14 protein-coding genes and 1 tRNA gene are annotated in these 19044 nt (G+C 67.0%); 10 read left to right on the top strand and 5 right to left on the bottom strand.

Features of this window, described 5'->3' with window-relative positions; all coding sequences use genetic code 11:
• Positions 1-9 precede the first annotated feature (9 nt).
• The 3 genes from BAU06_RS06545 to BAU06_RS06555 all read left to right on the top strand — a co-directional run bounded on the left by BAU06_RS06545 (position 10) and on the right by BAU06_RS06555 (position 3455).
• A complete protein-coding gene (locus BAU06_RS06545) occupies positions 10-1269 on the top strand; it encodes an NAD(P)/FAD-dependent oxidoreductase (protein WP_066345870.1) in 1260 nt (419 codons plus the stop codon).
• Positions 1263-2495, top strand: coding sequence for a metal-dependent hydrolase family protein (locus BAU06_RS06550; protein WP_066345873.1), 1233 nt, complete (start codon positions 1263-1265; stop codon positions 2493-2495). The genes BAU06_RS06545 and BAU06_RS06550 overlap by 7 nt, the downstream gene beginning before the upstream one ends.
• A gap of 66 nt (positions 2496-2561) precedes the next feature.
• Complete coding sequence (locus BAU06_RS06555; RefSeq protein WP_066345891.1) at positions 2562-3455, top strand: dihydrodipicolinate synthase family protein; 894 nt, start codon at positions 2562-2564, stop codon at positions 3453-3455.
• A gap of 88 nt (positions 3456-3543) precedes the next feature.
• Here BAU06_RS06555 and BAU06_RS06560 read toward each other — a convergent pair whose 3' ends face one another.
• A complete protein-coding gene (locus tag BAU06_RS06560) occupies positions 3544-4170 on the bottom strand; it encodes a hypothetical protein (RefSeq protein WP_066345896.1) in 627 nt (208 codons plus the stop codon).
• 285 nt (positions 4171-4455) lie between these two features.
• Here BAU06_RS06560 and BAU06_RS06565 point away from each other — a divergent pair, with 285 nt between their 5' ends.
• A complete protein-coding gene (locus BAU06_RS06565; protein WP_335617493.1) occupies positions 4456-6018 on the top strand; it encodes an MDR family MFS transporter in 1563 nt (520 codons plus the stop codon).
• A 276-nt stretch (positions 6019-6294) separates the two neighbouring features.
• Positions 6295-8121, top strand: a complete 1827-nt coding sequence (locus BAU06_RS06570; RefSeq protein ID WP_066345905.1) for a DUF3857 domain-containing transglutaminase family protein — start codon at positions 6295-6297, stop codon at positions 8119-8121.
• Positions 8122-8134: 13 nt separating this feature from the next.
• Here the strand turns inward: BAU06_RS06570 and BAU06_RS06575 are convergent, their stop codons facing one another.
• Positions 8135-9430, bottom strand: a complete 1296-nt coding sequence (locus tag BAU06_RS06575) for a phospholipase A (protein ID WP_066345906.1) — start codon at positions 9428-9430, stop codon at positions 8135-8137.
• Positions 9431-9751: 321 nt separating this feature from the next.
• On the opposite strand from BAU06_RS06575, the gene BAU06_RS06580 reads away from it, so the two are divergent.
• Positions 9752-9828, top strand: a tRNA-Arg gene (locus BAU06_RS06580).
• A gap of 208 nt (positions 9829-10036) precedes the next feature.
• On the opposite strand, the gene BAU06_RS06585 is transcribed toward BAU06_RS06580, so the two are convergent.
• A complete protein-coding gene (locus BAU06_RS06585; protein ID WP_066345907.1) occupies positions 10037-11509 on the bottom strand; it encodes a hypothetical protein in 1473 nt (490 codons plus the stop codon).
• A gap of 244 nt (positions 11510-11753) precedes the next feature.
• On the opposite strand from BAU06_RS06585, the gene BAU06_RS06590 reads away from it, so the two are divergent.
• From BAU06_RS06590 to BAU06_RS06600, 3 genes are all read left to right on the top strand, one after another.
• Positions 11754-14216, top strand: a complete 2463-nt coding sequence (locus BAU06_RS06590) for a ligase-associated DNA damage response DEXH box helicase (RefSeq protein ID WP_066358279.1) — start codon at positions 11754-11756, stop codon at positions 14214-14216.
• On the top strand, positions 14200-14865 hold the full coding sequence (gene pdeM / locus BAU06_RS06595) for a ligase-associated DNA damage response endonuclease PdeM (protein WP_066345908.1): 666 nt from the start codon (positions 14200-14202) through the stop codon (positions 14863-14865). Before BAU06_RS06590 ends, pdeM begins: the two co-directional genes overlap by 17 nt.
• A gap of 139 nt (positions 14866-15004) precedes the next feature.
• A complete protein-coding gene (locus BAU06_RS06600) occupies positions 15005-15187 on the top strand; it encodes a CsbD family protein (RefSeq protein WP_066345917.1) in 183 nt (60 codons plus the stop codon).
• Positions 15188-15343: 156 nt separating this feature from the next.
• On the opposite strand, the gene glgX is transcribed toward BAU06_RS06600, so the two are convergent.
• Entirely contained in the window at positions 15344-17530 is a 2187-nt protein-coding gene (glgX, locus tag BAU06_RS06605; protein WP_066345919.1) for a glycogen debranching protein GlgX, read from the bottom strand.
• A gap of 123 nt (positions 17531-17653) precedes the next feature.
• On the opposite strand from glgX, the gene BAU06_RS06610 reads away from it, so the two are divergent.
• Positions 17654-18094 carry a hypothetical protein gene (locus BAU06_RS06610; protein ID WP_066345920.1) on the top strand — a complete coding sequence of 147 codons (441 nt, stop codon included), beginning with the start codon at positions 17654-17656 and terminating at the stop codon, positions 18092-18094.
• Between the two features lie 150 nt (positions 18095-18244).
• Here the strand turns inward: BAU06_RS06610 and BAU06_RS06615 are convergent, their stop codons facing one another.
• The gene (locus BAU06_RS06615; protein ID WP_197509444.1) at positions 18245-19042 is read right to left on the bottom strand and encodes a TetR/AcrR family transcriptional regulator; all 798 of its coding nucleotides are present in this window, start codon (positions 19040-19042) and stop codon (positions 18245-18247) included.
• Positions 19043-19044: the final 2 nt, after the last annotated feature.

Raw genomic sequence — 19044 nt, forward strand, 5'->3', positions numbered from 1 at the left:
GGACAGAGCATGACGGAACTTGTCGTGGTGGGGGCGGGCGTGATCGGCCTGGCCTGCGCACGCCGCGCGCAGCAACTCGGCTGGCGCGTGACATTGCTGGATCGGGATTTCGAAGGCGACCGCGCGTCGCATGGCAACGCGGGCGGCATCGCCGTCAGCGAATCGACCCCCATCGCGGTGTCCGGCTTCAGCCTGAAGGCGCTGCGCTGGCTGATGGACCCACTGGGGCCGCTGGCCATCCGCCCCCGCCATGCGCCGCGCCTGCTGCCCTGGCTGCGGGTATTCAATCAGGTGGGGCGGCCCGAACACTTCCGCCGTATTTCGCGCGCGCTGGCCGCGCTGAACGAACGCGCCCTGGCCGACCTGTCGCCGGTGCTGGACGACCTGGGCATGGCGGGCCAGCTGCACCGCCGCGGCGCGCTGACCGTCTATGAGACCGACGCCGCCTATGCCGCGGACGCTGGCGAATGGGCATGGAAGCGCGAGCTGGGCGTGCGCTGGCGTCCCGTCGCGCGAGATGAACTGCGCGCACTGGAGCCCGCGCTGGCGCCGGTATTCCGCCATGCCGTCATGCTGGAGGACTGGGCGCATGTCGACGACCCGCTGAATATCGTGCGCGCGTTGCGCGAACGCATCCGCCAGGATGGCGGCCGGCTGGTGACTGCCGATGTCGCCACGCTGGCGCTGGACGATGCCCTGCGCCCCGCGGCCGTGGATCGCGATGGGCGCCGGCACGCGGGCGACCGCCTGCTGGTCGCCGCCGGGGCGTGGTCCGGCGCGCTGGCCCGCTCGGCGGGCGACCGGGTCCTGCTGGAAAGCGAGCGCGGCTACAACACCACGCTGCCGGGCGCGACCGGCATGCTGGATCGCGAGGTCATCTTCGCCGAGCGCAAGTTCGTCGCGACGCCGCTGGCGGTCGGGCTGCGCATCGGCGGCGCCGCCGAGTTCGCCGGCCTGGACGCGCCACCCAACTACCGCCGCAGCGACGCGCTGCTGGCCCTGGCGCGGCGCTATCTGCCCGGCATGGACGAGCGGAATGCGCGGCGCTGGATGGGCAACCGGCCCGCGACGCCGGACTCGCTGCCGGTCATCGGCCCATCGCCCGCCACGGACCGCCTGCTCTATGCCTTCGGCCATGGCCATCTGGGCTTGACGCAGGCCGCCACCACGGGGGCCATCGTCGGCAGCCTGCTGGCGGGAAGCCAGCCCGGCCTGGACCTGCGGCCTTATTCGATTTCCCGTTTCAACAAGGCGAACCCGCTATGCTGATTCTGAAGAACGCGCGCGTCCTGGACGCGCATCACAAGGATGACGACGGCGCCTATGACGTCGTCGTCGAAGGCGACCGCATCCGCGAGGTCTCGCCGCGGCCCGTCCAGGCCGGGCGCGACGACCAGGTCATCGACGTCGCCGGCCGCACCCTGATGCCGGGCATGATCGATTGCCACGTCCATGTGGTCGCCTCGATGGCCAACCTGGGCACCAATGCCCGCATGCCGGCCGCCTTCGCCACGCTGCGCGCGGTGCCCATCCTGGCCGCCATGCTGCGCCGCGGCTTTACCACCGTGCGCGACGCGGGCGGCGCCGACTATGCGCTGCGCCGCGCGGTCGACGATGGCCTGATAGACGGCCCGCGCCTGTTCATCGCCGGCAAGGCGCTGTCGCAGACCGGCGGCCATGGCGACTTCCGCGAACGCATCGACCCGAGCGATCCCGACCCCTGTCCCTGCCATCGCAACCTGGGCGCCATCGCCCGCGTGGTCGATGGCGTGGATGCGGTGCGCAAGGCGGTGCGCGAAGAGATGCGCGCGGGCGCCACCCATATCAAGATCATGGCGTCCGGCGGCGTCGCCTCGCCCACCGATCCCATCGGCAATCTGCAGTACTCGCGCGACGAGATCTCCGCCATCGTGGAAGAAGCGGCCTCGCACCAGACCTACGTCATGGCGCATGCCTACACGGGGCAGGCCATCGCGCGCGCGGTGAAGCTGGGCGTGCGCACCATCGAGCACGGCAACCTGGTCGACGACGCCGCGGCCGCGGCCATGGCGGAGCACAGTGCCTTCGCCGTCCCCACGCTGGTGACCTACGACGCCCTGCACAAGGTGGGCGCGCAATACGGCGTGCCGCCGGAGGCCGTGGCCAAGATCGACGACGTCCGCCTGCAAGGCCTGCAATCGCTGGAGATTTTCAAGCGGCACGGCGTGCGCATGGGCCTGGGGTCCGACCTGCTGGGCGAAATGCATACCTTCCAGAGCGACGAGCTGCGCATCCGCTCGCAGGTACTGAGCAACTTCGAAGTGATCTGCCAGGCGACGCAAGTGGGGGCGGAGATCGTCGGGCAGAAGGACAAGCTGGGAGTGATCGCGGCGGACGCGTATGCCGACCTGCTGATCGTCGACGGCGATCCCGTCGCGGATATATCGCTGCTGTGCGGCCAGGGGGAACACCTGGCCATGGTGATGAAGGCGGGCAAGCCCGTGCACCTGCGTTGACGCGCCATTCCCGGGCGGCGCCGGCGCCACCCGGGCCTACACCTATTTTTCTATCGGACGGAAATCATGAAAGTGAACTGGGCTGGTGTCTTTCCCGCCGTGACCACCAAGATGAAGGCGGATCAATCCCTGGACCACGAGGCGATCGCGGCGGGGCTGGAGCGGCTGCTCGCCAACGGCGTGGGCGGCGTGGTGATGATGGGCATGGTGGGCGAAAACGCCTCGCTGGCGCCCGAAGAGAAACTGACGGTGCTGCGCATCGCCAAGGAAACGATCAAGGGGCGCGTGCCCATCGTCTCCGGTTTGGCCGAAACGACCACGGCCGCGGCGGGGCGCTATGCCAAGGAAGCCGAGCGCATCGGCGTGGACGGCCTGATGGTGTTCCCGGCCTTGACCTACAAGTCCGACGCGGCCGAGACCATGGCCTTCTACCGCGGCGTGGCGCGGTCCAGCGGCTTGCCGATCATGATCTACAACAATCCGCGCGGCTACGGCGTCGATATGACGCCCCAGCTGTTGGAACAGCTGGCCGACGAACCCACGCTGGCCTGCATCAAGGAAGAGACCTACGACACCACGCGCGTGACCGATATCTATGCCCGCCTGGGCGACCGCTACACCGTGTTCTGCGGCGTCGACGACCTGGTGCTGGAAAGCGCGGCGCTGGGCGTGAAGGGCTGGGTCTCCGGCATGGCCAACGCGCTGCCCAAGGAATCGGTGCAACTGCTGGAGCTGGCCGTGAAGGGCGACTATGACGGCGCGCGCGTCCTGTATCGCAAGCTGATCAAGCTTTTCCACCTGGACACGCACGTCAAGCTGGTGCAGTACATCAAGCTGGCGGAAAACGTCACGGCCGGCTACGCGGAAACGGTGCGCGAGCCGCGCCTGCCGCTGACGGGCGCCGAACGCGAGGCCACGCTGGCGATCATTCACGAAACGCTGGCGGCCCTGAAGGCGTAGAAACGGCTCGCCGGGTCCGCGCGCGCCCGGCGAAATCCCCGCCCCGCGCCGGGGGGCAAGGCGCCGATGCCGACGGAACCGTGGGCGCTTACGCCAGCGGAAAACGCCGCGACGAGGATTCCGTGCCCGCCGTGGATGCCGCGAAGGCGCCGTCCGTCGCTTTCTGGAAAGCGTCGGCGAAGTCCTGCACGATGCTTTTGCCGACCACGGCCGTGAAGAAACGGGAAGGATCGCCCAGCAAATGGACCAGGGTCCGCAATTCCTTCATCGCGGCGCCGTGGTCCGAAAGGCCCGCGCGGTCCGCCAGGGCGAGTTTTCGTTCCAACGTGGCCTTGAACGGCTGGCTGTAGAAGTACAGGCGTTCTTCCGGGTGAAGGCTGGCCTGGCGGATCTTGTCGCCGAAGCCGCTTTGCAAACGGCGTTCATCCGCGTCGGTGAACGTGGAGGAATGCTCGGCGAGCAAGGTGGCTGCCTTGTCCACCAAGGCGGCCAGCTGGGCGCGTATGCCCAATTCCACCTGGGAGCCCAGCGCGGCGGGAAAGCCCGGCTCGTCATACATGGGTGTCGTGGCGTCCAGGGTGCCGTAGTAGCTGCGCACCAGGCAGTCGATGTCGATCGCGTCATTGATCTGGCGTATCGCCGCTTGCTCGGCGGCCATCCGCGCCTGGAAGTCGGCCAGATCGGAAGCGGTATTGGAAGAAGGGCGTATCTGCATGATGATCTCCTAGCCGAGTGGCCGTCGAGGAAGCACGGCCACGCCCAGGCGGCGTGGCGCGCTCCTGGGTAAGAGATCTTCGATATGCGTTCCCTGGGTACTGGCCGGGAAGGCCGGAAGGGATTTTCGCCGGCGGTATCGCCTTTCTCGATGGATCGATGGACGCGTACGGCTCGGGAGTATGAGATATATATTAATATATATAACTTATATAAGACTTCAACGTCGTCCCCTTTTTTGGCCCTGGTCACCGGCCAGCTTCTCCGTCGCGCCCCCCGCAGCATCATGTCCACGCCCACCGGCACGCTCGCTTCACCGTCCGCCCCTGCAGCATCCCCCGCCAGCCTGACCCACCGCGAGATCATGCGCGTGATCGGCGGCATCGTGCTCTGTATCCTGCTTGCCGCGCTGGACCAGACAGTGGTGATTCCCGCGGTTCCCGCCATTGCCGCGGACCTGAACGGATTCGGGCACCTGTCCTGGATCGTCGCCGCCTACCTGATCGCGGCGACCGTGACAACGCCGATCTACGGCAAGCTTTCCGATATCTACGGACGTCGCCAGTTGCTGACGATCTCGATCGGAGTGTTCGTGGTCACCTCGGTGTTGTGCGCGCTCGCGCAGACGCTGGACCAGTTGATCGCCTTCCGCGTGCTGCAAGGCCTGGGCGGCGGCGGGCTGATGTCGCTGGCCCAGGCCGCCATCGCAGACGTGGTGGCGCCGCGCCAGCGCGGGCGCTACCAGGGCTATATGGCGGCCGTGTGGGGCGTGGCCTCCATCGCCGGGCCGCTGGTGGGCGGCTACGTCTCGGAGCATCTTTCGTGGCGCTGGCTGTTCTGGCTGAACCTGCCGCTGGGCCTGTTCGCCATGTACTCCTGCAATCGCGGCCTGCGCATGCTCAAGCCGCGCGGCGGCAAGGTCCGCCTGGACATCATGGGTTCGTTGCTGCTGGCCGCCTCTATCGTTGCCTGCCTGCTGGCGCTGAGCTGGGGCGGCGCCAGCTACGGCTGGTTTTCGCCGCAGATACTGGGGCTGGTCGCCCTGAGCGCGGCCGCGCTGGGCGGACTGGTGTGGCAGGAGCGCCGCGCCGCCGATCCGCTGCTGCCTCCGCGCATGTTCCGCAACCGCGTGTTCGTATGCGGCATCGCGGCCTCTTCCCTGGGCGCGCTGGCGATCTTCCTGTGCATCTTCGCCCTGCCGCTGTATTTCCAGCTGGTGCGCGGCACCAGCGCTTCCGAGTCCGGGCTGTTCGTCACCCCCTTCCTGCTGTCCAACGTCCTGGGCAACATCATCAGCAGCAATCTGGCGCGCCGCACCGGACGCATGCGCGGCATTCTGTCGGCCGGCTTCATCGGCGGCTGCATCGGCCTGTGCCTGCTGGCCTTCATGGGTCCCGGCGTGCCCTTGGCGGCCGTACTGGCCGCCACGCTGCTGACGGGTGTCGGCCTGGGTTCCTGCATGGTCGCCACCATCATGGTGGTGCAGAACGCGCTGGAGCCGGGCGACATCGGCGCCGGCACGGGGTCGGTGCTGGTGCTGCGGTCCATGGGCAGCGCCTTCGGCAGCGCGCTGGCCGGCACGCTGCTGGGCCTGGGTTTCGCCGGTTCGCTCCTGGCCGCCGGGATCACTCAGCAGATCGACCTGGGGGCCCTGCGGCATGGCAGCGACGTGCTCTCCAACCTGCCCGAGGGGACGCGGCGCGTCCTGATGGACGGCGTGGCATCGACCTTCCGCGATATCTTCGCCTTCGGCGCGGGCATCGCCGTCCTGTCGCTGCTGGTGGTGCGGCGCATGCCGGACCTGGAGCTGCGCAGCGGCGTGGCCTCGCATACGCCTATCGGGGATTGACGCGGCACCCTGGCGGGGAAGGCGCCCTCGCGGCGCCGCTCCAACGCATTTGCGCCGGAATGCCATGCCCGCCACTCCCATGGGACAATCTGCCGCCGATTGCCCGCTCCAGGCACGGGTCGACCGATCCGTGGCGGGCATGCCCCGTGGGAGACCGATTTGCGATCGCTGCGATTCCTGTCCTCGCTGCCCGGAAGAGTCCGCGGCCATGGCTGCCATACGCGTACCGCGACTTCCGCGCGGTGTCCCCGGTCGCGGGGCCGGCAGGCCGCGGCCGTGTGGGTCCTGTTCGCCTGCATCGTGCCGGGCCTGGCCAAGGCGCAGATCGCGCCGGGCCAGAAACACTATGCGCGCCATGAATACACGGTGGAAGCCGATAAGCGCTACACGGAAATCCGCACGGTAGAAACGCGGCTGACCGAGGCGGCGATGGGCGCCGATGCCGGTACCGCGTCCTTCGACTTCGATCCCGGCGACGAAAGCCTGGAAGTGCTGGAGGCCTGGATCCAGCATCCCGACGGCACCCGCATCGATGTGCCGGCGGCCAGTATCTATACGCGGCCCAGCGCCGCGGCGCGTAACGCGCCCGGCTTCGTCGCCACGCAGACGGCCACGGTGGTGTTCCCGCAACTGCAGGCGGGAAGCGTGCTGCATAGCAAGTGGCGCCACACCATCAAGGCGCCGCAGATATTCGGCTTCAGCGCCAACGTGCTGCTGGGCCTGCAAGCCCATACGGCGGTGGACATCCGCATCCAAGCGCCCGCGGGCCTGCCCCTGGCCTATCGTCAGCGCGGCGGCTTCGAGACGAACGAGACCGTCGAGGACGGCATGCGGGTCGTCACCGCGTCCATTGCCGTGCAGGCGGCCCCCGCGGCCGAGCCCTATATGGTGGCGCCCGTGGACGTGGGCCCCGCCTTCGTCGCGTCCACGCTGTCCGGCTACGAGGAAATCGGCGCGATCTATGCACAGCGCAGCGCCGGCAAGGCCGCGGTCACGCCGGAAATCGCCACGCTGGCCCGCAGCGTCGCGGGCGAAGCCAAGGGTCTGGACGCCGCCCGTGCCCTGCACGATTGGGTGGCTGCACACATCCGCTACGTGGCGGTCTACCTGGATCCGGCCGACGATCTCGTGCCCCACGACGCCGCCTCTGTCCTGCGCAACGGCTATGGCGATTGCAAGGACCACGTAGTCCTTATGCAGGCCTTGCTGGCGGCCGTCGGCATACGGGCCCAGGCGGCGCTGGTCAATTGGGACAACCGCATGCAGCCGCTGCCGTCGTGGTCGGGCTCGTCCTTCAACCATGCCCTGGTGTACCTGCCCGACTTCGATGTCTACGGCAATACCACCGACCCTTACGCGGCCCTGGGCGCGCTGGATATTCTGCTGTCGGGCAAACTGGCGGTCATCGCGACGGACCGAGGCGAGGTGCGGCGCACGCCTGCATCGCCACGGGAGCAGAACCGGTACCGGTCCGTTGCCAGCCTGGCCATCGCGGCCGATGGCACCGTCACGGGCACGAATACGATGAGCGCATCGCCGCGCCTGGAGGCGCCGCTGCGCCGCGCGGTGGCCGCCGGCGGGTCGCCGGAGACGCTCGCCGCGCGCCTGCTCGCGCCCACCCCCGAGGGCGGTTTCGGATCCCTGCATGCCAGCGATCCCGGCAACCTGGCGGAGCCGCTGAAGTTATCGGGAAGCTGGAGCAGCCCGCATGGCGTCGTGCGGGCCTCGCCTTCCACGTATATGACCGTGCCGCTGGGCATCGATATGACGCCCAGCGGCGATCTACGCGCCTATATCGCGCGCGGCGGCAAGCGCCATTTCCCGCTGATGATAGGCGCGCGCGACTATATGTGGACCTACCGCATCCGCCTGCCGGCGGGGACGGTGGTGGAGCACCTGCCCGCCGATGTGGATGTCGCCACTGCCGCCGGGCAGGTCACGGCGCGACATCGGGCGGACGCCGACGGCATCGTCACCGTGACGCGACGGCTGCGCATCGGCCAGGATATCTATCCGGCCGCCGACTATGCCGCCGTGGAGACGCTGCTCTACGCGCATATCGACGCCCAGCGCGCGGTGCTGGCGTATCGGCCGGCGCCATGAGCCCCCCGGGCCGTCAAGGCACCAGCGACAGGCCTATGCCTATCTGCGAACGCTGCCGCTGGTTGTAGCCCAGCAGGGTATCGCCGTAGCCGTTGAAGTACTGCAGGTGCAAATAGCCATTCATGTTCAGGAAGGTGCGCTTCAGCGGCCACGCCAGATCCAGCTGCGTGGTGCGCCGCGCGCTGTCGCCTTGCCGGTACATCACCGACGCGACCAGGCCGTTGTCCTGGGCCCAGCGCAGGTGATAGTCCACCCAGCCCGTGTAGTCGGTGTAATCGCGGTTCTCGTCCCCCAGCGCGAAATAGCCCTTGATGCGCGGCGCGAAGGTCAAGGTGCTGCCGCCCTGGAAGCGATAGTTCAGGGCGGGCTGCACAAAGGCGTCGTTGACCGAGCGCGAGTCGTCGCCTGCCTTGCCGTTCGAGGCATGCTCCACGCCGCTGGCCATGCCCAGGGACCAATTGTTGTCCTTGGATTGCCACATCCTTTCCGACAGCCAGAACAGGCTGGGGTTGAAAGTCGTATCGATGAAGGGGCGCGAATCGCCCTCCAGGTCCCACACTGATGTCTGCGTGTAGCCCAGGTACAGGTGGTCCAGGAAGCCGGCCTCCTCGCCGCGCTCGGGCGTGAACAGCCGGTACTTGAAGCTGAACTGGAATTTGGCCGTGGTGCGGTCGCGCGTACGCAGGTCGAAATAGGTCGGCTGGTATTCCGACAGGCCCGCACGCAGCCGGTCGAAGGCAGGGTTGCCGATGGAATCCGGCGCGGATTGCGCCGCCACCTGCGTGGGCGCGGGGCCTTCCACGGGAGAAACGCCGGTCGCCTCGACTTCGGCGGGCGGCAAGGGTTTGCCGGTGCGCGCATCGACCACCGGTACGTCGGCCGGCTTGCTCGCGATGGCGCCTATGCCGCTGGCGTCCAGGGCCATCAGCGCCGGTTCGCCTTCGATGGAGACGGCCTGCAGGCCGGTCACGTTGGTCGGCACGACCGCGGTCCATGACATGCGCGCGAAGTTGTTGACCGGCACGTTGAACTCCAGGTCGTCGCTGTCGGCTTGCGCCAGGCTGCGCACTACGGCGCCGGAGGGCGAGCGCCACTGCAGCACCAGGCTGCGCGGCGGCTGCCAGCGGCCGCCGGCCTCCGTATCGTTGAAATAGACGGCCTGCACCTGGATGCGGGTCCCGGGGGCCGCGCTGGCGCGGTCCAGCTTGTAGCTGACGCCCGCGTGCGCGGTGCAGGCGGCGGCCGCGGAGATCAGGGCGGCGATACCGCCCAATTGCCGTGTCAGGCGCTGGGATACAGTGCGTGGCATAGGGTCTTCTGCTGCCTGGATTCGGGACGTTGCACTCTAGCATCGCCCCTGGCAGGGGTTGAAACGACCTGTAATGTCGATGACGGCAGAGGAAGGGCCGGCGCTCCGCCGCGGCCCGCCACGATGTGTACGAATGGCGTAAAGTCCCTAGCGCAGGGGTGTACGACTTCGTTACCTGCGGCTGATATTGGATTACACCTGTGAGGGCCATGCCACAGGACCCGCGCCGTTTTTGCGGCCGGCCCCGGGTTGCGGGAGCGGGGACAGGGTAAAATTCGCCGCTCCCCGGATCGGCGCCGGCCGATGCCGCGTCCATGCCATCCGCCCTTAGCTCAGTTGGATAGAGCACTCGCCTTCTAAGCGAGCGGTCACACGTTCGAATCGTGTAGGGCGGGCCATAATTCCCTTATATTTCCGTTAGTTACGCCGGGGCGGCTCGGCTGCGATAGCGTCTTCTACCCGCAACTACTGCACTCGGACGCCCGCCCGCTGCACTCTGACTGCACTCACTCGCACGCGCCGTCATCCGAAAGCGTGCCCATGGCTTCGTCCGAGCCTGCTATGGATCCGAGCACCGCTTGCTTGGAATGAGGCTATATGCGAGATCTATGGCGGAAATCGATCCAACCGCAGGAACCGCACGATCCTCATGGATTGACAGGCAACCAAGGCGGTGCACCCTGTGAACAAGACACCCATTGCAAATGCCAAATCCAACTTTTCAGACAGTTGGAGCAGCATCAGAATTGGCACGACCACGGGAAGGATCGCAATGGTCAGCGCCGTGAGCACTCGTGAAAGTGGGTCGCTGAAAAGCCCCATCCAAGGATAATCGGCGGTCGCCTTGGCACCAGGTTCCACCTGTTCGACACTTCGTTGTCGAACCATGGTCAGGCTGGAAAGCAGGAACAATGAGATGGCGAAGCATGCGATGGGCGCGACCACTCGGACAGATGCTTCTTCCACCCGCATACCGCCCAGATCGATGGTCCTTCTGTTTTGGGCCTCTTTCTCTTTCCGATACAGGTGAGTCACCGCTGCCTTGGGCTCGAGATTTTCGATTTCGAGCCAGACCGGGTCCAGATGTGGCAATCCCATTATGTTCTGTCCGGGCAGGCAGCTTTCCGAGTAGTCCCGCGCCAGCTTGCCGATGTTCGCGTTCGCGTCGACAGATATTTTTATCCATGCGCCAAAATCGCCCCGTATCAACGCAGCGCGGCCGTCCTCACTCACTCGACGCCTCTGCAGCTCGATGGATTTATTACGTACGACAAGCTTTTTCTCGCACCACTTATCAACCCAAGCCTGGACCACCCCAAGAATGCGCCCGAGGGGCCGCGTGCGGCCCCGTGCTTGGGCAATGAGAGGGTTAGAACGCACCAATTTCCGGAACCGCTCGTGAGGCGATTGCGTTATATCGGAGATCGCTATCAGCTCAGTAGGCTGGCCTGCGTGATAAGTCACCTTATCTTCGTTTTTCCCGAATGTCAGGAAAAACTGCCAATCTGGGAACAGTTCAGAACGGCGGACCTCCGACGGGATATCGCTATCCACGTGATTATTATCAGTCAGCCGGAGCACTCGCGCCGCGGACAAGGGCAAGCCCTCGGGCACGGGTTTGCACGAAACTAGAGCGTTCGTGTCGTCCAGGCAGCGCACCATTCCCCTGCGCCCCTTGATGCGCTGTACCGCTTCTATCATGTCGTCGGAGCCCGGCAACGGCACTATGGGAGGCCGCATATCCTGTGAAAAGGTTGCCAATCGCGGGAAAGTCAGTCGGGTGCCTTCCATTGCGGACAGAATCGGCGCGTAGTACTGGAAATCGTCGTCCACCTCAATGCCGTGATCGATGAATAGTTTTTTTGCGGCGATCGTATCTGGGCTCGATATCCCGTGAGGCATGAGGAACGGATCTATCGCGAGTTGCCGCTCCGACAAACTGGCGACAAATTGCGCCTCCAGTCGCGCGGCGTGATATTCGTCAGCATCTCGCGGAGCCAGCGCGAATGCCAGCGTGGTTGCTGTGGTGGCGATTAGTGCCCAATGGGTCGTCCGCACGTTCGAAATAAACTCGTCCATCCAGCGTTCCTTCGCTCACGGTGCGTAGGTCTGGGTCCGCTGGCGTTCATCGCGCCAGGTCGGATTGGTGAAGCCTGCGCGGCAGCCAGGCCCTTCGAGGGCCATGTCAGTATGCCTCCTGCACTATTGCAAGTCGCAGTTTGGATCCACGAAACACCATATGGCGGGCACCTTTTGGAGGGGGCGGGGCGCGTAAGGCGGCGCAATCCACTCAGCGGGTATGCCGCTTGCCCCGGCGGCGACCATGGACGCCGCATCCACCGCCTGGGACGCGCCGCTGGCTGCCTGGTTCGCGGCACGCGGCTGGAAGGCGGCCGCCTTCCAGCGCGAGACCTGGCGCCGCTACCTGGCCGGCGAATCCGGCCTGCTGCATACCCCCACCGGCAGCGGCAAGACCCTGGCGGCCTTGGGCGGTCCCATTCTGCAGGCATTGGCCGACCCCGCCGCCGCGCGCGCCGCGGCGGCCTCGGGCCCCCGGGTGTTGTGGGTGACCCCGCTGCGCGCGCTGGCCGTGGATACCGTGCGCGCCGTGTCCGGCATCGCGCAGGACCTGGCCCTGGGCTGGACCGTCGCCCTGCGCACCGGCGACGCCAGCGCGCGCGACCGGCGGCTGGCGCGCCAGGGCAGGGCGGATGTCCTGGTCATCACGCCGGAATCCCTGGCCCTGCTTCTCTCCTATCCGGATACGTCGGCGCGCTTCGGCGCCCTGCGTTGCATCGTGGTCGACGAGTGGCACGAGCTATTGGGCAACAAGCGCGGCGTGTTGCTGCAACTGTGCCTGGCGCGCTTGCGGCGGCTGTCGCCGGATCTGCGCACCTGGGGCTTGTCGGCCACCCTGGGCAACCTGGAGGAAGCGCGCGCTGTGCTGCTGCCCCATCTGCCCGGCGCGGCGCTGGTCGCCGGCGCGCGGCCCCGCAAGATGACGATCTCGACGCTGCTGCCGCCGGGCGATCGCCGCTTGCCCTGGGCGGGCCACCTGGGCTTGTCGCAATTGCCGCGGGTCTTCAAGCGCCTGTTCGACGTGCGGGCCAGCCTGCTGTTCACCAACACGCGGGCGCAGGCGGAACTGTGGCATCGTGCCCTGGAATCCATCTGGCCCGAGGACCCCGCCACGCTGGCGCTGCACCACGGCTCCCTGGACGCGAAGCTGCGCGCCGAGACCGAACAGGGCCTGCGCGAAGGCCGCATCCGCTGCGTGGTGGCGACCTCCAGCCTGGACCTGGGCGTGGACTTCCCGGCCGTCGACCAGGTATTGCAGATCGGCAGCCCCAAGGGCGTGGCGCGCCTGTTGCAGCGCGCCGGCCGCGCGCGGCATCGCCCGGGCGAATCCGGGCAGGTCGTCTGCGTGCCGGCACAGGCCCTGGAGCTGATCGAGTACGCCGCCGCCAGGCAGGCCATCGCGCGCGGCACCATCGAATCGCGGCCGCCGCCGCGCGGCAGCCTGGACGTATTGGCGCAGCATGCCGTGACACTGGCCCTGGGTGGCGGCTTCGAGGCGCAGGCCCTGTATCGCGAGGTGCGCGGCACGCATGCCTATGCCGCGCTGGATCGCGCCACCTGGCAAGCCGTCCTGGATTTCATCGTGCAGGGTGGACGCGCGCTGGGCAATTATCCGGAGTTCCGCCGCGTGGAAGTGGACAGCGACGGCATCTATCGCGTGCATGACCGCCGTATCGCGCTGCGCCATCGGCTGTCCATCGGCACCATCACCGCCGACGGCGCCGTCGCCGTGAAATACCTGCGCGGAGGCGGCCTCGGTTCGGTGGAGGAAGGCTTCCTGGCGCGCCTGCGGCCGGGCGAGCGTTTCCAGTTCGCCGGCCGCACGCTGCAATTGGTGCGGCTGGAAGGCATGACGGCCTATGTGCGGCGCGCGAAGGGCGGCGACGGTCCGGTGGCGACCTGGCAGGGCGGCCGCATGCCCTTGTCCACGCAATTGGCCCGCGAAGTGGAAAGGCTGTATGCGCATCCCGGCACGCATCCGGAAATGCGCGCGGCCGAGCCCTTGCTGCGCATCCTGCGCCATGTGGGCGCGCTGCCGGAGCCGGGCCGGCTGGTGGCCGAACGCATCGCCACGCGGCGCGGCATGCATCTGTTTCTATATCCCTTCGCGGGGCGGGCCGTGCACGAAGGCCTGGCGGCCATGATGGCCCTGCGCTGGGGGCGCCTGCAAGCCAACACCATCTCGTACACCGTCAACGACTACGGCCTGATGCTGACCTTGGCGGAACCGGCGCGGCTGGATGCCGACCTGCTGCGGCAATTGCTCAGCCCGCGGCAGGCCGTCGAGGATTTGCGCGACGGCGTCAACCTGGGTGAGCTGGCGCGCCGCCAGTTTCGCGAGATCGCGCGCGTGGCGGGCCTGCTGACGCCATCCTTTCCGGGCCGGGAGCTGCGTTCGCTGCGCCAGGTGCAGGCATCCAGCGGCTTGCTCTATGACGTCCTGCGCCGCCACGATCCAGGCCACCTCCTGCTGGCCCAGGCCGAACGCGAGGTCTTCGAGAACCAGCTTGAAGCCCCGCGCCTGATGGCGGCGTTGCAGGATTGCGAGACCCGGGTGCCGGCGCTGTGCGAGCCGGGTGCGCTCAGCCCGCTCTCATTCCCCTTGTGGATGGAAAGCCTGCGCGGCCAGCTCAGTACGGAAACCTGGCAGGTCCGCGTCAAGCGCGCGGCTGCGCAACTGGAGAAGCGCTATGCGGACGTCGCCTGAGGGTTCGCTGGCCCTGGCGCTGGCCGGCGAACCGGTTGTCCTGCTGGGTGCGCGCGCCCTGTACTGGCCCGCGCGGCGCCGCCTGATCGTCGCCGACCTGCACCTGGGGAAAGCGGCGGTTTTCCGGCGGGCGGGGATAGCCGTCCCCAGCGGCGCCACGCGCGGGGACCTGGATCGCTTGACGTGGCTGGTGGCCGCGATGTCCGCGCGGGCGCTCTGGATCGTCGGCGACGTGCTGCACGGCCCCGCCTTCCAGGCCCATTGGCGGGACATGTGGACGGCGTGGCGCGAAGCGCATGCCGGCCTGGACGTGGCCGCGGTGGCGGGCAACCACGACCGTGCGCTGGATGGCGCGGCGATGGGCGTGCGCCAGCTGGGGCAGGGTTATGAAGACGGCCCCTTCCTGTTCCGCCATCTGCCCGATGCGGATGCCGATGGACGGCATGTGATCGCGGGACATGTTCATCCCAAGGTACGCGTGCCCGGCGTGCCGCGCGCATGGCCGGCATTCTGGCTGCGGCCGGGCATGACGGTGCTGCCGGCGTTCTCCGATTTCACGGGCGGCCATGTCGTCGTCGCGGGACAGGAAGAATCGCTGGTGGCGTGCGTGGACGGTGCCGCCATGGCGGTTGGCAGGCCGACGCCATGACGACAGTCGCCTCCGTGCCGGCGCGCGGACGGCACACGCCCGCCTTGGCGCGTCCGGCGTCGCTCGCACAGCTGGGCATGGCCCTTGCTGAACCATGGACATGCGCCAATTCCGGCGTTTTTCCTGAAGGAGCACCGCTATGAACAAGGACCAAGTGAAGGGCGTAGGCGAACAGGTCAAGGGCAAGGTCAACGAGACCGTGGGCAAGGCCACCGGCAACAAGAGCCAGGAACTGAAGGGCGACGTCCAGCAAGGCCTGGGCAAGGCGCAGAAGGCCGCCGGCGATGTCAAGGAAGACATCAAGAAGAACAATCAGCCCTAAGGCGCAATCCACGGATGGAACGGGGGCGGCATCGGCCGCCCCCGTTTTCTTTGCCGGCCTGCCCGCAACCAGCCTGCGGGTTCGTTCGAGACACCGGCATCGTCCCGACGCCTGTTTCGACGCGCGGATGGCCCGGCGCTGTCCGCCCCGCCTCGCTCAGGCCTTGGGCGCTTCTTCGTCGGTCATCGCTTCTTCCAGGTTTTCCAGCACACGGCCGGTCTGTCCCTTGGCCTGCAGGGCGAACAGCAACAGAGACCGGCCCGTGACCTGGTACACATCGCCCGATTCGAAGCTGGGAAGCTCGGTGCGCACGGGCGCGTTCGTGTCTATCATGCAGGTCCACTGGTCGCTGCCCGGGATTTCGGGGACCTTGAATTCCACCATGTCGTGGTGCGCGTTGAAGACCAGCATCAGTGTCGCGTCCGAAGCCGGACGCCGGATGCCCGTGGCCCGCGCCCGCCCGTCGATGATCAGGCCGAAGCAGCGCATGCCCGGATCCGACCACTGGTCGTCCGCGATGTCCACTCCCGCCGGGCTGATCCAGCGCACGTCGGCCACGTTCATCTGTTCGTCATACTCGCCGGTCAGGAAGCGGCCGCGCCGCAGCACCGGCAGGGTGTGCCGCAAGGTCGTCAGTTTGCGCGTGAACTCGATCAGCGCCTGCCCGTCATCGCCGATGTCCCAATCGACCCAGCTGATCTCGTTGTCCTGGCAATAGGCGTTGTTGTTGCCATGCTGGGTGCGGCCGAACTCGTCGCCCGCCAGGATCATGGGCGTGCCCTGGGAAAACAGCAGCGTCGCCAGCATGTTGCGCTTCTGGCGTTCGCGCAGGGCGCGGATTTCCTCGTCGTCCGTCGGGCCTTCGGCGCCGCAATTCCACGAATGGTTGTTGGAATGCCCGTCCCGGTTTTCCTCGCCGTTGGCGTCGTTATGCTTGTCGTTGTACGAAACCAGGTCATGCAGCGTAAAGCCGTCGTGGGCGGTGATGAAGTTCACGCTGGACCAGGGACGGCGTCCGTTGTGGTTGAATTTGTCGCCGGATGCGGTGATGCGCGCGGCGAGCTCCGCCACCACGCCTTCGTCGCCCTTCCAGTAGGCGCGCACGCAATCGCGGAAACGGTCGTTCCATTCCGCCCATCCCGGCGGAAAGCCGCCCACCTGGTAGCCGCCCGGGCCGCAGTCCCACGGTTCGGCGATCAGCTTCACGCTGGACAGGATCGGATCCTGCCGGCAAGCCTTCAGGAAGCCGCTTTCGTAGTCGAAACCGCCAGGCTCGCGCGCCAGGATGGTGGCGAGATCGAAGCGGAAGCCATCCACGTTCATCTCGGTGACCCAGTAGCGCAGGCTGTCCATCACCATCTGCAAAACGCGGGGATGCGACAGGTTCAAGGTGTTGCCCGTGCCCGTGTCGTTGATGTAGTAGCGCTTCTGGTCCGGTAGCAAGCGATAGTACGAGGCATTGTCGATACCGCGGAAGGACAGCGTGGGGCCCAATTCGCTGCCCTCCGCCGTATGGTTGTAGACCACGTCCAGGATGACCTCCAGGTTCGCTTCATGGAAGCGGTCTATCATTTCCTTCAGTTCGGTGATGTCCGCGCCCCGCGCGAAATAACGCGGATCGGCGGCGAAGAAACCGATGGTGTTGTAGCCCCAATAATTCGTCAGCCCCTTGTCCAGCAGATAACTATCGTTGACGAACACGTGGATGGGCAGAAGTTCCACCGAGGTCACGCCCAGCGACTTGATATGGTCGATCACGGCCTGCTGGGCCAGCCCCTCGAAGGTGCCGCGCAGCGATTCCGGCACGGCGGGATGCCGCTTGGTATAGCCGCGTACATGCGTTTCATAGAAGATGGTCTGTTCCCAGGGCACGCGGACACGGGTCGCGTGTTTCCACGTGAAGTTCTGGTCGACCACCTGGCACTTGGGTACGAAGGGCGCGCTGTCCCGCTCGTCCAGGCCCAGGTCGGCGTCGTCGCCGCCCAGTGTGTACCCGAACACGGCGGGATCCCATTTGAGTTCGCCGACATAGGCCTTGGCGTAGGGGTCCAGCAACAGCTTGTGGGGATTGAAGCGATGGCCGTTCTCGGGGTCGTAGGGACCGTGGACGCGGTAGCCGTAGACGGTTCCCGGCTGCAGGCCGCGCACATGGACGTGCCAGACTTCGTCGGTGAATTCGGGTAATTCGATACATTCGATCTGCTTCTGGCCGGTGGGATCGAACAGGCAGAGTTCGACGCGTGTGGCATGCGCCGAGAATAGGGCGAAGTTCACGCCCTCGCCATCCCATGTGGCGCCCAGGGGAAATGGCGAGCCTTCGGTAATGCGTGGCTGGTGCGTCATGGCAATGCTCCGGGGTTGTCGCCGCTGAATGGATGAGCAGGCGGCCGGGCTTAGAAGCAACCCGCATGCCCACGGCGGGAATGGCGGTTGCGGGAGCATCGCTTCGGCAATCGGAGACGGGACATGAACACGCTGAAAGACACCGTGCAGGGCCTGGCGATGGAGCTGGGCGTGGAATCCCCCCTGGACGCCAAGGACGTGCACGACGGCGCGCCGGCGGCGCACCAGTTCGCCTTGTCCGCCGCGGCGGGCCGCCTGTACATCCAGAACGCCGCCGGCAAAGTCGTGGAGGTCGGCGACCTTTTCGAGGAGCAAGGCCGCTATGGCTACCGGCTGGACCAGGGCGCCATCCAGGGACAGGACTTGCCCGATCTGGGCAGCGCCCTGCGCCACCTGGCTGCGCAGCTGACCTTCCTTTACGTGGACGGCCTGTTCCGCCAACTGCCCGATAGCGCCGCCGAGGCATCCGTGCATTCCGTGTCCGCGCCGCCGCTGTTCGTGACGCTGGCGGACGGGACGGACGAGCTGCGCGGCGCCGGCGGCACGGAGACGCTGGACCGCTAGGCGGCAGGCCGCCTGGCCGCCCACTGGCTTGCCGCTTCAGGTCCGGCCGGGGGCCCACGCGGCGCAGGGACAGGGCTCAAGCGGCGCCGAGCTTCAGGCGGCCCCGATCTTCAAGCAATACCGGGCATCGCGTCAGTCCGTACTCCGGCATCAGGCGGGCGCCGGCCGGCGCGTCTTGCCGGCGCGGGTTTGCGGTTCCCGCTCTTCGCGCACCAGGCGGGGATATACCGTCCTGGCGCCCGCCAGGAAATTGTCCACCGCATAACGCACCTTGTCGTCGAAAGACACTTCCATGGGCGACTGGTAGATCGTTTCCCGGATCGCGGTGTAGAACAGGCCGTCGTGCAGCGTCCAGTAGAACTCGATCTCCTGTTCCGACACGGGGGTGTCGTCGGGCATGCCGCAATAGTGCCGGAGCTCCTGGCAACAGGGCGCCAGCAGGTCTTTCTTGATCAGCTGCAGATAGCGGCGGTTCAACCCGCTGCTTTCCAGGCCGGCGAACATGTAGATGCGTATCCATTCGGGCTGGTAGGTGGCCCGCGCGTATTCGCGATAGAAGCGCACCAGCCGGTCGGCCAGCGGGATGGAGCGATCGCGCAGCAGGGCAATCCATTGCGGCTGCCATCGCCCCATGAAGACGTGCAGATAGACCTGGTCGATCAGGTCCTGCTTGGACTTGAAGTAGCGGTAAAGCAGCGGTTGCGTGATGCCCAGGCGCTGCGAGAGCTCGCGCGTGTGGCCGGCAAAGCCTTTCTCGGAGAAGTAGCGGATGGCGCCATGCAGGATCTGCTGCTGGCGTTCCGCCGCGCGCAGGCGCGGCTTTTTCTCCGCAGCGGGAGCCGCTTTCGCGGCCCGCCGCGGCGCGGCGGCCTTGGCGGTACCGGCGGATGTCTTGCGGGCGGGCGCGGCGGATCGCGTCGCGCGCGTCGATTTGGTCGTGGACACCATGG

It is taken from the genome of Bordetella bronchialis (genome assembly GCF_001676705.1).
Classification (GTDB): Bacteria; Pseudomonadota; Gammaproteobacteria; order Burkholderiales; family Burkholderiaceae_B; genus Bordetella_C; species Bordetella_C bronchialis.